General features: G+C 74.6%; 5 protein-coding genes. 2 read left to right on the top strand and 3 right to left on the bottom strand.

Annotated elements, in window-relative coordinates; translation table 11 throughout:
• Positions 1–72 precede the first annotated feature (72 nt).
• Positions 73–10,239, top strand: a complete 10,167-nt coding sequence (locus ACZ7L7_RS17685; RefSeq protein ID WP_472076406.1) for an SDR family NAD(P)-dependent oxidoreductase — start codon at positions 73–75, stop codon at positions 10,237–10,239.
• A gap of 84 nt (positions 10,240–10,323) precedes the next feature.
• Entirely contained in the window at positions 10,324–11,382 is a 1,059-nt protein-coding gene (locus ACZ7L7_RS17690; protein ID WP_285511706.1) for a ketoacyl-ACP synthase III family protein, read from the top strand.
• 64 nt (positions 11,383–11,446) lie between these two features.
• Here ACZ7L7_RS17690 and ACZ7L7_RS17695 read toward each other — a convergent pair whose 3' ends face one another.
• The 3 genes from ACZ7L7_RS17695 to ACZ7L7_RS17705 all read right to left on the bottom strand — a co-directional run bounded on the left by ACZ7L7_RS17695 (position 11,447) and on the right by ACZ7L7_RS17705 (position 14,056).
• Positions 11,447–12,223: an FkbM family methyltransferase gene (locus ACZ7L7_RS17695; protein ID WP_261720101.1), complete on the bottom strand. Its 777-nt coding sequence runs from the start codon at positions 12,221–12,223 to the stop codon at positions 11,447–11,449.
• A 90-nt stretch (positions 12,224–12,313) separates the two neighbouring features.
• The gene (locus ACZ7L7_RS17700; protein WP_285511707.1) at positions 12,314–13,081 is read right to left on the bottom strand and encodes an ABC transporter permease; all 768 of its coding nucleotides are present in this window, start codon (positions 13,079–13,081) and stop codon (positions 12,314–12,316) included.
• 3 nt (positions 13,082–13,084) lie between these two features.
• Entirely contained in the window at positions 13,085–14,056 is a 972-nt protein-coding gene (locus ACZ7L7_RS17705; RefSeq protein ID WP_471428771.1) for an ABC transporter ATP-binding protein, read from the bottom strand.
• Between the last annotated feature and the right edge of the window lie 70 nt (positions 14,057–14,126).

The raw sequence follows: 14,126 nt of genomic DNA on the forward strand, positions 1-14,126 counted from the left end.
GGGACGCGGAATCGTGTGACCCCGTAGGGGGCCACGGGACCGTGGACGGCTTTCGCGAGGAAGTGGAGCACGATGGCGAGCAATGAAGAGAAGCTGCGGGACTACCTGAAAAGGGTGACGGCGGACCTCCGCCAGACTCGCAAGCGCCTTCATGACGCCGAGGCGAGCCGTCACGAGCCCGTCGCGGTCGTCGGCCTGGGCTGCCGCTTCCCCGGCGGCGCCGACACCCCCGAGGAGTTCTGGCGCCTGCTCGCCGAGGGCCGGGACACCGTCGGCGACTTCCCCGCCGACCGCGGCTGGGACCTCGACGGCGTCCTCGACCCGGCGGGCGGCACCGGCACCACCTACGCCCGCCAGGGCGCGTTCCTCCACGACGCCCCGCTGTTCGACTCCACGTTCTTCGACATCTCCCCGCGCGAGGCGATGACCATGGACCCCCAGCAGCGGCTGCTGCTGGAGACGTCCTGGGAGGCGCTGGAGCGCACCGGCATCGAACCGGGCACCCTGCGCGGCAGCCGCACCGGTGTCTTCGTGGGCACCAACGGCCAGGACTACCTCGCCCTGATGCTCGGCCGCCCCGAGGAGTCCGACGGCCACCTCACCACCGGCATCACCGCCTCCGTGCTCTCCGGCCGCCTGTCCTACGTACTGGGCCTGGAGGGCCCGGCGGTAACGGTCGACACGGCCTGCTCGTCGTCCCTGGTGGCGCTGCACCTGGCCGTGCAGGCGCTGCGCGACGGGGAGTGCGACCTGGCCCTCGCCGGGGGCGTCACCGTCATGTCGACACCGGGCGCCTTCGTGGAGTTCTCCCGGCAGCGGGGACTCGCCCCCGACGGCCGCTGCAAGGCATTCGCCGAGGGCGCCGACGGCACCGGCTGGGGCGAGGGCGTCGGTGTCCTGGTCGTGGAGCGGCTGTCGGACGCCCGTCGCCTCGGGCACCGGGTGCTCGCCGTGGTCCGGGGCTCGGCCGTCAACCAGGACGGCGCCTCCAACGGGCTCACCGCCCCCAACGGGCCCTCCCAGCAGCGCGTCATCCGCGCCGCCCTCGCCGGAGCGGGCCTGAAGCCCTCGGACATCGATGCCGTCGAGGCCCACGGCACCGGCACCTCCCTCGGCGACCCGATCGAGGCGCAGGCCCTCCTCGCCACCTACGGCCAGGACCGCGCACGCCCGCTCTGGCTGGGCTCGGTGAAGTCCAACATCGGGCACACCCAGGCCGCAGCCGGTGCGGCGGGCGTGATCAAAATGGTCCTCGCGCTGCAGCACGGCGTCCTGCCGCGCACCCTGCACGCCGACCGGCCGACGAACCGTGTCGACTGGTCCGCCGGGGCCGTACGCCTGCTGCACGAGAACACCGACTGGCCCGCGCACCCCGACTCACCGCGCCGGGCCGGGATCTCCGCGTTCGGCGTGTCCGGCACCAACGCCCACGTCGTCTTGGAAGAGGCACCGGCCGAAACGGGCGAGGCCCCCGAACCGGCCGCCCTGCGCCTGCCCTCCGGAGCCGTGCCCTGGACGGTCTCCGGCCGCACCCCCGCCGCCCTGCGCGAACAGGCCCGCAGGCTCGCCGGGTTCGTACGCGCCCGTCCCGCCGCCGACCCCGCCCGTACCGCCGCCGCCCTGCTGACCACCCGCACCCTGTTCGAGGAGCGCGCCGTCGTCTTCGGCTCCGGCACCGGCGAACTCGTCACCGCCCTCGACGCGTTGGCCGAGGGCGGCACCCGTCCCGGCCTGGTCACCGGCTCCGCCGCCACCCCCGGCCGCACCGCCTTCCTCTTCGCCGGACAGGGCTCCCAGCGGCTCGGCATGGGGCGCGAACTGTACGACACCTACGAGGAGTTCGCGGACGCCTTCGACGCCGTGTGCGCCGAGGTCGACGCGGACCTCGAACACCCCCTCATGGACGTCGTGTTCGGCACCGACGCCGACCTCCTGAACCGCACCGAGTACGCACAGCCGGCCCTGTTCGCCCTGGAAGTCGCCCTGTACCGGCTCGCGGAGTCCTTCGGGGTGCGCCCCGACGTCCTGCTCGGCCACTCCATAGGTGAGATCGCCGCCGCACACGTGGCCGGAGTGTGGTCACTGCCCGACGCCTGCCGTCTCGTCGTCGCGCGCGGCAGGTTGATGCAGGCGCTGCCCGAGGGCGGCGCGATGGTCTCCCTCCAGGCCACCGAGGACGAGGTGCGGCCGCTGCTCGACGGGACCCACGTCGACATCGCCGCCGTCAACGGTCCCCAGGCCGTCGTGATCGCCGGAACGGCAGAAGCCGTCGAGACGCTCGCCGCGCACTTCCGCGCCCAGGGCCGCAAGGCCACCGCCCTGCGCGTCAGCCACGCCTTCCACTCGCCGCTCATGGAGCCGATGCTGCGGGAGTTCCGCCGCGTCGCCGAGTCGCTGGAGTACGCCCCGCCCCGGCTCACCGTCGTCTCCGACCTCACCGGCCGCCCCGCCGACCCCGACGACCTCACCGACCCCGAGTACTGGGTCCGGCACGTCCGGCACGCCGTCCGCTTCGCCGACGGAGTGCGCGCGCTCACCGACCTCGGGGTCACCCGCTGCCTGGAACTCGGCCCCGACGGCACCCTGACCGCCCTCACCGCCCAGAGCACCGGCGAGGACCTGCACACCGTCCCCGCCCAGACCAAGGACCGGCCCGGACCGCTCGCCTTCGAGACCGCCCTCGCCGCGCTCCACACCCACGGCGCCGCTGTCGACTGGGCCGCCCGCATCACCGGGGAATCCGCCTGCGCCGAACCCCTGCCCACCTACGCCTTCCAGCGCCGCCGCGCCTGGCTGCCCGCCGGACCCTCCGGAGCCGCCGGGATCCGCGCCGCCGGACTCGGCGCCGCCCGGCACCCCCTGCTGGGCGCGGCCGTCGAACTCGCCGACGCCGGCGGCGTGCTGCTCACCGGCCGCCTCTCCGCCCGCGCCCTGCCCTGGCTCGCCGACCGGGAGACGGCGGGCGCGCTGCTGCTGCCCGGCACCGTCCTCGTGGAACTCGCCGTCCGGGCCGGTGACGAGGCAGGCTGCACCGCGCTGGAACACCTCGCGCTCCGCGAGCCGCTGCCGCTGCCCGAGCGGGGCGCCGTCCGTGTGCAGATCCTCGTCGGCGCCCCCGACGACACCGGCCGCCGCAGTGTCGCCGTCCACTCCCGCCCCGACGACGACAGCACCGACCAGCCCTGGCGCTGCCACGCCGAGGGCACCCTCACCACCGAACCCCGGCCCGCGCCCGCCGCGCCCGGCACCGAGGTGTGGCCGCCCGAGCACGCCGAACCCCTCGACCCCGAGGCCCTGTACGACGAGCTGACCCGGCGCGGCCACCACTGCGGACCCAACTTCCGCGCCGTACGGGCCCTGTGGCGCAGCGGCAGCGACCTGTACGCCGAACTCGCCCTGCCCGACGGGCGTGAGCAGGAGGCCGGTGCCTTCGGGCTGCACCCGGTGCTGCTCGACGCCGCCGTCCAGGCCGCCGCGGCCACCGGCCCCGCACCCGCCGACGGCCACGTCCCGCTGCCCCTCGACTGGCAGGGCGTCACCCTGCACGCCACCGGCGCGGCCACCGCCCGCCTCCACCTCACCGGCACGGGCACCCTCACCCTGAGCGACAGCGAGGGCCGGCCCCTCGCCACCGTGGACACGCTGACCCTGACCGGTGTGCCCACGGCCGACCTCACCGCCACCCCGCGCGCCGACGGCCTGCACACCCTCGACTGGCAGCGGATCCCCGCCGCCGATGTCACCGACACGGGGGAGTGGACGATCCTCGGCCCGGACGCCCCGGCCCTGGCCGCCCACCTCACCACCCAGGGCGTCACCGCCCGCCCCCTTCCCGACCTCACCGCTCTCCGCACGGCCCTCGACGAGGGCGCCCCGGCCCCGACCACGGTCGTCCTCACCCTCGACGCCCCCGAAGAAGTCCCCCTCGCACCCGCGGCCGAGCACACCACCGCCGCCGTACTGGCCACCCTCCAGCAGTGGCTGTCCGACGAACGCCTCGACGCCGCGCGCCTCGTCGTGCTCACCCGCGACGCCGTCGCGGCCCGCGACACCGACACCGTGTCCGGCCTCGCGCACGCCCCCGTCTGGGGCCTGGTGCGCACCGCGCAGTCCGAGCACCCGGGCCGCTTCCTCCTCGTCGACCACGACACCCCGGGCACCCTGCCCGTGGCCGCCGTACGGGACGACGAACCCCAACTCGCCGTCCGCGAAGGCGTACTGCTCGCCCCGCGAGTGACCCGCGCCGCGCCTCCCGCCGGGGACGCCGCGCCCTTCGGTCCTGCCGGTACCGTCCTGATCACCGGTGGCACCGGCGCCCTCGGCGCCCTCGCCGCCCGCCACCTGGTCGCCCAGCACGGTGTACGGCGCCTGCTGCTGGTCAGCCGCTCCGGCCCCGCCGCCCCGGGTACCGACGCCCTGCGCGCCGAACTGACCGCGCTCGGCGCCGGCGACGTACGCGTCGAGGCGTGCGACGTCGCCGACCGGGACCGGCTCGCCGCGCTGCTCGCCACCGTGCCGGACGAGCACCCCCTCACCGCCGTGGTGCACACGGCCGGTGTCCTCGACGACGGGCTGCTCACCTCCCTCACCGCCGACCGGCTCGGCGGCGTCTTCCGCGCCAAGGTCACCGCCGCCGTCCATCTGCACGACCTGACCCGGCACCTCGACCTCACCGCGTTCGTCCTGTACTCCTCCGCGGCCGGTCTCCTCGGCAACCCCGGCCAGGGCAACTACGCCGCCGCCAACACCTTCCTCGACGCCCTCGCCCAGCACCGCCGCGCGGCGGGCCTGCCCGCGACCTCGATGGCGTGGGGACCCTGGGAGACCTTCGGCGGGATGACCGCCGACCTCGACCCGGCGGTCACCGCCCGCACCTCCGCCCAGGGCGTCATCGCGCTCTCCGCCGCCCACGGCATGTCCCTCTTCGACTCCGGCACGGCCACGGGTCACGCCCTGCTGCTCGCGACGCGGCTCGACCCGGGCGCCCTGCGCGAGCGCGCCGAGGCCGGTGAACTACCGCCGCCGCTGCGCGGGTTGCTGCGGGTCACCGTCCGCCGCGGTGCCGGGGCCGGGAGCGGCGCGGGCGGCGGGTTCGCCCGCAGGCTGGCCTCGCTGCCGCGCACGCGACGCCACCGTGCCGTGGCCGAACTGGTCACCGGACAGGTCGCCGCACTCCTCGGCTACCCCGACGCCGGGTCGGTCGGCACCGCCAAGCCGTTCAAGGAGCTGGGCTTCGACTCGCTCGCCGCGGTCAACCTGCGCAACCGGCTCAACCAGGAGACCGGCCTGCGCCTGCCCGCCACCCTCGTCTACGACCACCCCACCCCGGCCGCCCTCATCGACCGCCTCGCGACCGAACTCGGCGTGGACGACACGCGGCAGGCCGTGGAGAGCACGGCCCCGGCCCCCGCCGCCGACGACGACCCGATCGTGATCGTCGCCATGGGCTGCCGCTTCCCCGGCGGCGCCGACTCGCCCGAGGCGCTGTGGGAGCTGGTCTCCTCCGGCGGCGAAGGCCTCGGCCCGTTCCCCGCCGACCGCGGCTGGGACCTCGACGCCCTCTACGACCCCGACTCCGACCGGCCGGGCACCACGTACGTCCGCGAGGCCGGATTCCTCTACGACGCCGGGGAGTTCGACGCCGAACTGTTCGGGGTCTCCCCGCGCGAGGCGCTCGCCATGGACCCCCAGCAGCGGCTGCTGCTCCAGACGTCCTGGGAGGTCTTCGAGCGGGCCGGCATCCCGGTCGCCGCCCTCAAGGGCAGCCGCACCGGCGTGTTCGCGGGGGTCACGTACCACGACTACGCGTCCGGCATGCAGATGGGCACCGCCGGCAATGTGGCCGCGGGCCGGGTGTCGTACGCCTTCGGACTGGAGGGCCCCTGCGTGGCGGTGGACACCGCCTGCTCCTCCTCGCTGGTCGCCCTGCACCTCGCGGCCCAGGCGCTGCGCTCCGGCGAGTGCGACCTGGCGCTCGCGGGCGGTGTCGCCGTGATGTCCCGGCCCGACCCCTACGTCGCCTTCAGCCGGGAGCGCACGCTCGCCGCCGACGGCCGCTGCAAGCCGTTCTCCGACGCCGCCGACGGCACCAACTGGGCCGAGGGCGTCGGCCTGTTGCTGCTGGAGCGGCTCTCCGACGCCCGGCGCCACGGCCACCCCGTCCTCGCCCGCGTCGCCGCCAGCGGCGTCAACCAGGACGGTGCCTCCAACGGGCTCACCGCGCCCAGCGGACCCGCCCAACAGCGCCTGCTGCGACAGGTCCTGGCGCAGGCCGGGCTGAGGCCCGCCGACGTCGACGCCGTCGAGGCCCACGGCACCGGCACGCCCCTCGGCGACCCGATCGAGGCCCAGGCCGTCCTCGCCACCTACGGCCAGGACCGCGAACAGCCCCTGTGGCTGGGCTCGATGAAGGGCAACGTCGGCCACACGCAGGCCGCGTCCGGAGCCGGTGGTGTCATCAAGATGGTCATGGCGATGCGGCACGGCGCCCTGCCCCGCACCCTGCACACCGGCCGCCCCTCCTCCCACATCGACTGGTCGGCTGGAGCGGTGCGGCTGCTGAGCGAGGACGTGCCCTGGCCGCGCGGCGAACGGCCGCGCCGGGCCGGTGTGTCGTCGTTCGGCATCAGCGGCACCAACGCGCACGTCATCATCGAAGAGCCGCCCCGGGACGGGGACCGCCCGCTCGACGGCCCCGACTCCCCGGTCGATGCCCCTGCCGTCGACGGCATCCCGCCCGGGGCCCACCCCCTCCCCGGCGGCATCCCGCTGCCCCTGTCCGCCCGCACCCCCGAGGCGCTACGGGGCCAGGCGGCCCGCCTGCATGCCTTGTTGGCGGAGTCGCCCGGCCTGCGCCTGCCCGATGTGGCCCTGTCCTTGGCCACCACCCGGTCCGCGCTGGAGTACCGGGCCGTCCTCACCGCCGACGACCGCGACACCGCGCTGTACGCCCTGAAGGCCCTCGCCGACGGGGACACCCCGCACCCCCCGGCCGCCACCGCTCCTTCCCTCGCCCTCCACATCCCGCCCGCCGACCCGCGCTGGACCGCGGACACCGCCGCCCTGGCCGAGACCTGCCCGGAGTTCGCCGCCACGCTCGACGCCTGTGGACGCGCCCTCGCCCCACTGGTCGACTGGAACCCGGCCGACGCCCTGACTGCCCCCGGGTGGCAGGAGCGCCCCGAGATCGCCGGACCGCTCGCCTGGGCGGTGACCGTCGCGCTCGCCGCCCATCTACGCGCCTACGGAGTCGACTTCGCCGCAGTCGGCGGACACGGCCCCGGCGAGATCGCCGCCGCCTGCGCCGCCGGGCTGATCACCCTCGACGCAGGCGCCCGCCTCGTCGTACCGGCGCAGCCCGCGCCCGCCGTCCGCTTCACCGACACCGGCGTCCCCTTGGCCTCCGCCGCCACCGGCACCCTCCTGCACCCCGACGACCTCGCAGCGGCCCACGCCTGGACCACCGCCCTCGCCGCCCCGCCCGCCGACCCGGCGACCTCGCCACGCCTGCTCGCGGACTCCGGCCACCGCACGATCGTCGTCCTCGGCGAACAGCCCCCGGCCGAAGGCGTCGACGCCGAGCTGCTCCCGCTGAACGGCACTGGTCTCACCCGACTCCTCGCCGCACTCCACACCCGCGGCACCGACATCGACTGGACGGCAGTGCTCGCCCCCACCGGCGCCCGGCGCGTGCCGCTGCCGACGTACGCCTTCGCCACCCGCCGCTACTGGATGACTCCCGAGCCCTCCACTCCGGCCGCCCCGGACCGGCACCCCTTGCTGGACACCTGCGTCGAACTGCCCGACCCCGGAGGCATGTTGCTCACCGGTACCCTCTCCCGGGCCGCTCTGCCCGGCGGTGGTGACCCGAAGCCCACGGGACCGGTGACCGCGCCGGGGCCGGTGCTTCTGGAGCTCGCCGTACAGGCCGGCGACCGGGTGGGCTGCGACCGGATCGCCGAACTCACCACCCAGGCGCCCCTGGTGGTGCCCGAGGGCGACGAGGTACGGCTGCGGGTCACCGTCGGCGACGCCGGGCGGTCCGGTGAGCGGCCGCTGCGGATCCACTCCCGGCCCGCGGGTGCCCTGCCCGGCACCCCGTGGACCCTCAACGCCCGCGCCGTGCTGTGCGCGGGCGAGCCCCGCGCCGCCTTCGACCTGGAGCTGTGGCCGCCCGCCGAGGCCGAACCCGTCGCCCTGGACGGCCGGTCCGTCCCCGAAGGGCTGCGCGGGCTGTGGCGGCGCGGCGAGGACCTGTTCGCGGAGGTCGCCGTCGCCGATGCCGCCGGGTACGCGCTGCACCCGGCGCTGCTGGACACCGCCCTGCACGCGCTGCCCGTGGCAGGGGAGGACGCGTTCGGGAAGGCCCCCGTGCCCGACTCCTGGCACCAGGCCGCCCTGTACGCCGAGGGCGCCCACGAACTGCGGATCCGGCTGACCCGCACCGGCACCGACACCGTCGCCGTGGAGGCCGCCGACGACCTCGGGCTGCCCGTCGCCGCGGTCGGCGCGATCCGCCTCGCCCCCGGGGACCGCACCGCGCTCACCGCCGCCCGGGGCGGCCCGCTGTTCCGCCTGGAATGGCCGGAGACCGGCGCCGAGGCCCCACGGGACAAGCCCCGCTGGGTGCTCGTCGGACCCGATGTCCTCGGCGCCCGCGCCGCCCTGATGAAGGCCGGTGTCTACACCGAGGCCCACGAGAGCCTCGCGGCCCTCGCCAAGGCCCTCGACTCCGGAGTGCCCGCGCCCGAGGCCGTACTGACCGGGCTGCTGCCGGGCCTAGACGACGCCGCGCGAGCGGTCGGCGACGCCGCCCGGCTCGCCGCCGAGTGGCTCGCCGAGGACCGGTTCGCCCGGATGCGGCTGGTCTTCCTCACCCAGGGCGCGCCGGGCGCCGCCGACGGACCCGAGGGACCTCGGGCCGCCGGTGCCGCCGTGTGGGGGCTGATCCGGTCCCTGCAACTGGTCGAACCCGGGCGGCTGGTGCTCGCCGAACTGGACGGGGCGCGCCCCTCCTGGCGGGCGCTGCCCGCCGCCCTGTCCCTGCCCGAGCCCCAACTCGCCGTCGTGCGCGGCGCGGTGCGCGTTCCCCGGCTGGCCGCGGTCACGGCGCGGGCGGGGGAGTCCGGGCTGCTCGTCGAACCCGGCGACACCGTCCTCGTCACCGGCGCCGGAACCCCGGCCGCCGCCGCCCTCGCCCGTCATCTCGTCGCCGGGCGGGGCGTGACCCGGCTCGTGCTCGCCGATACGGCCCCCGGCGACGGCCTTGCCGCACGCGCCGACACGGCCCCCCGCGACAGCCTCGTCGCGCTCGCCGCCGAACTCACCGCCGCGGGCGCCGAGGTGACCGTCACCGACTGCGACCTCACCGACCGCGATGCCGTCACCGGACTGCTCCGCCGCACCCCCGGCGGGCGCCCCGCGACCGTCGTCGTGCACGCGGCCCGGCTCCCGGAACCGCGCGACGGCGCCGACGCCGAACAGGAGCTGCTGGAACGGGAGACGATCGCCGCCCGGCACCTCGCCGAGCTGACCGGAGTGGGGGATCCCGGCACCTGCGTGCCGCTGCTGCTCCTGTCGTCCGCCGCCGGTGCCCTCGGCGCCCCCGGCCGCGGCGGCGAGGCGGCACTCGGCGCCTACCTCGACGCGCTCGCCCTGCGCCGCCGCGCCCAGGGCCTGCCCGGCACCTCGCTCGCCTGGGCCCGCTGGGACGCCGACGGCACCCCGATGGGCGCGGCCCCCGCGGGCGTCGCTCCACTGCCCCGTACCGCGGGCCTGGACCTTTTCGACGCCGCCTGCGCCCTCGACGCCCCGGCCGCCGTCCTGCTGCGCCCCGACCCGGCCGTCCTCGCCGGACGGCCCGACGACACGGCTCTGCCCGCACCCCTGCGCGCGCTCGCGGGCCCGCCGCCCCGCCGCCGCGTGGGGCAGCGGGGCGGTGCAAGCGGCCTGAGCACGCTCCGGCGCAGGCTCGCCGGACTCGCCGACGACGAACGCGAGGCGGTCCTGGTCGAGTTGGTCCGCGCCGACGTCGCGGCCGTCCTCGACTACCCCTCGCCCGATGCCGTCGACACCACCCGCGGCTTCCGCGACATCGGCCTGAACTCCCTCACCGCCTTCGCGCTGCGCAACCGGCTGCGCGAGACCACCGGACTGCGCCTGCCCGCCGCCCTGCTGTTCGAGGTAGACACGCCCGGACGGCTCGCCGCCCACCTCAGGGAGGAACTCCAGCGCCTGTGACCCGTCCCCGCGTCCCGTCCCCTGGACACCGAGGCCGCACACCCCGCACGGCACACCCACGACACGCAAGGAGAACCACCACTCATGAAGACGGACGGTGTCTACGTCGACACGGTCGGGGCGTATATCCCGGAGCAGTGGGTGAGCGTCGAACAGGCGGTCGCGGAGGGCCTCTACGACGAGTACTCCGTCCAGTACGGCACCGGACTGACCGCCGCCTACATCGCGGGTGACCTGCCCGCGCTCGACATGGCGGTGCGCGCCGCCCGGCAGGCCTTCGGCCGGTCCTCGTACGACATCGAGGACCTCGACTTCCATGTGCACTGCACGGCCGTCCAGCACGGCCCCGAGGGCTTCTACCCGCCCGGCTTCGTGCTGCGCGAACTGGGCGCGAGCGGTGTCGCCAGCACCGATGTGCGCCAGCACTCCAACGGCCTGCTGGCCGGTATCGAGGTCGCCGTGGGACAGCTGACCGGCGCGGCCGGGGCCCAGACCGCGCTGGTCACCGCCGCCGAGAACTTCACCAGCCCGCTCATCGACCGCTGGACCGGCTTCGGCACCGGCTTCACCGCCAGCGACGGCGGCGCCGCCGTACTGCTCAGCGGCGACAGCGGCTTCGCGGCGCTGCGCGCGCTCAACTCCGGGACGCTGCCCGAACTTGAGCAGTGGCACCGGGGCGAGGAGTCGCTGCTGCCGTTCCGCGGCGAGGAGCGCAAGGCGTCGGGCACCATGGACCTGCTCACCTACTTCAACCAGCACGTCATGCCGCTCGACAAGTGCATGGAGATGATCCGGGACTTCGAGCTGGACATCGTGCACCGCTCCCTGGTCGACGCCGGGCTCAACGCCTCCGACCTGCGCTGGGTGGTCGCCGCCAACAGCGACTCACGGATGATCGACCAGATGAAGATGCAGCCGCTCGGCCTGCCCATGTCCCGCTCCACCTGGGACTTCGGCAAGGAGTACGGGCACATGGGCGCCTGCGACATGGCGGTCTCCCTCAACCACCTGCTGCTCAACGGCATGGTGGCGCCCGGCGACCACATCCTGATGACCACCTCCGCGTCCGGCTGGGTGTCCACCTCCGCCGTACTGACCGTGCTCGAACTGCCTGCCTGGGCCAGGGAGAACACCCTCTCCTGACCCCGCACGGCACGGCGCCCCGGCACCTGGAGAAGGTGCCGGGGCGCCGTGCCGTGTGCCGTGTTCAGTCCGTGCGGCGGGCGTACACCATCGAGTAGCGGAACACCTCGGGCAGGTTCGCCGCCCGCTCCACCGTCACCTCGAAGCCCTGGGCGTCGAGGATGCCGCGCACCGCGTCCAGCCGGCCGTCGAGGTCCTGCACCTCGATGACGGTCTGCCGCACGCGCCGCCAGTCCGCGTCGTCCAGGCCCTCCATGACCTCCAGTTCGGCGCCCTCGACGTCGATCTTCAGCAGGTCGACCGGGCCCTCGGGCGCCCACTCGCGCAGCACGTCGGAGAGCCGGCGCACCTCCGCCTCGACCTCGATGCCGGCCATGATGCTGTCCACGGCCTCCTGGCCGATCTGCGCCACGGTCAGCTCCTGGCCGACCTTCTTCTGCTCCGGGTAGCGGGTGGAGTTGCCGGGGAGCGCCGGGTAGAACGTGAACCGCACCTGTTCCTCGGCCTTGCGGCCCAGCGCGGCGCGCACCACCTCGACGTCCTTCGCGCCGTGGCTGTCCAGGTTCTCCACCAGCGCCCGGTGGATCGCCGGGATCGGCTCGAAGGCGAGGATGCGCGCGCCGGGGAACTCCTGCTTGACGAAGAGGGAGAACAGCCCCACGTTGGCGCCCGCGTCCACGACCCGGGAGGAGTCGGAGAGCTGGATGCCGTGCTTGAGGTAGGCGCGTTCGCCGAATATCTCGTTGTGGATGAAGTCGACCTCGGAGAACAGCGCGCCCTCCGTCTGCGGCACGACGACGGAGAAGCCCTCCGCCAGCTGAACCGACCTGATCTCGGTCATGAAACGCTCCCTGAGCCGTGGAATTGCTCCTCAGTCTGGCGCGGTCGACTCCGTGGATTTCCTAGTCTTTTCGCGTGGGCCGGGCAGGGCTCAGGCGTCCCGGCCGCGCAGGACCAGATAGCCGCCGAGCACCGCGCCGGCCACCCACAGCAGCATGATGAGCAGGCCGCCGCCGGGCCCGTAGGGCACGTCGTCGTTGGGCACCACCCGGGCCATCGCCGCACCGGCCTGGTCCGGCAGATAGTGCGCCACCTCTTTCGCGCCCGGCACCGAGGCGAGGATCTGCGTCACGAGGAAGAACAACGGCATGAGGATGCCCATCGAGAGCATGGAACTGCGCAGCATCGTCGCCACGCCCATGGAGAACACCGCCATGAGCGTCATGTAGAGACCGGCACCCAGCGTCGCCCGCAGCACGTTGTCGGCGCCGATGGTGGTGCTGTGCGAACCGAGGGCCGCCTGCCCGGCGAAGAAGGTGACGAAGCTGGTGACCATGCCGACGACGAGGGCCGCGCCGGTCGCCACGGCGAGCTTGCTGGCGTAGAAGAGGCCGCGGCGCGGCACGGCCGCGAGGGAGTTGCGGATCATTCCGGTGCTGTACTCGCCGCCGATCACCATGACGCCGAAGGCGATGATGGCGAGCTGACCGAGGACCCCGCCGGTGAAGCTGGTGCCTGCCGGGTCGAAGGTGAGCCTCTCCTGCTGGGACAGGTCGTCGTACTGGGCGTTGGACAGGGCGCTGATGAGCGTGCCGAAGGCCACGGTGACGGCGAAGGCCGCGAAGAGCGTCCACGCCGTGGAGCGGACCGTGGTGAGCTTGGCCCATTCCGAGCGCAGGGCCGCGACGGGTGCGGACATGGTTCAGGACTCCGTTCGCGTGGTCTCGGGCGCCACCGGGTTGCCGGCCGGGACGGCCCCGGTGGGGAGAGGTCCGGTGCGGTACTCGGCGGCCTCGCCGGTCAGGGCGATGAACGCCTCCTCCAGCGAGGCGTGCTGGGGGCTCAGTTCGTGCAGCAGGACGCGGTGCTCCAGGGCGAGTTCGCCGATCCGTTCCGCGGGGGTGTCGTCGGCGACCTCGAAGGTGCCGGTGTCGTCCTCGGTGGCGGTGATCCCGGCGGCGGCCAGCACGTCCCGCAGCTTCTCCGGCTCGGGGGTGCGCACGCGTACCGAGGAGCGCGAGTTGCGGTCGATGAACTCCCGCATGCTCGTGTCGGCGAGCAGCCTGCCCCGGCCGATGACCACCAGATGGTCGGCGGTCAGCGCCATCTCGCTCATCAGGTGACTGGAGACGAACACGGTACGGCCCTCGGCGGCCAGCCTCTTCATCAGCGTGCGGATCCAGTGGATGCCCTCGGGGTCGAGACCGTTGACCGGCTCGTCCAGCATCACGATCTCCGGGTCGCCGAGCAGCGCCGCCGCGATACCGAGCCGCTGGCCCATGCCGAGCGAGAAGCCCTTGGGCCGCTTCCGGGCGACCGCGCCGAGGCCGACCTCCTCCAGGACCTCGTCGACCCGGCCGAGCGGTATGCCGTTGCTGAGCGCCAGGCATCTGAGGTTGTCGTAGGCGCTGCGCCCGCCGTGCATGGCCTTGGCGTCCAGCAGGGCGCCCACGTGCCGCAGCGGATGCCTCAGCCGCGCGTAGGGCTGTCCGTCGATGTGGACGTGGCCGGAGGTGGGGCGGTCCAGGCCGAGCATCATCCGCATCGTGGTGGACTTGCCCGCGCCGTTGGGCCCCAGGAAGCCGGTCACACAGCCGGCCCGGACTGTGAAGGTGAGGTCGTCGACCACCACCTTGCGGCCGTACCGCTTGGTCACTCCCGCAAGCTCGATCATGCCGGTCACGCTAGGCGGAACAGATGACTCCAGTCCGGGGGCGGGGGAATTGTCTGGTGGTTCTCGCAGT

Source organism: Streptomyces sp. NPDC110618, assembly GCF_055657065.1.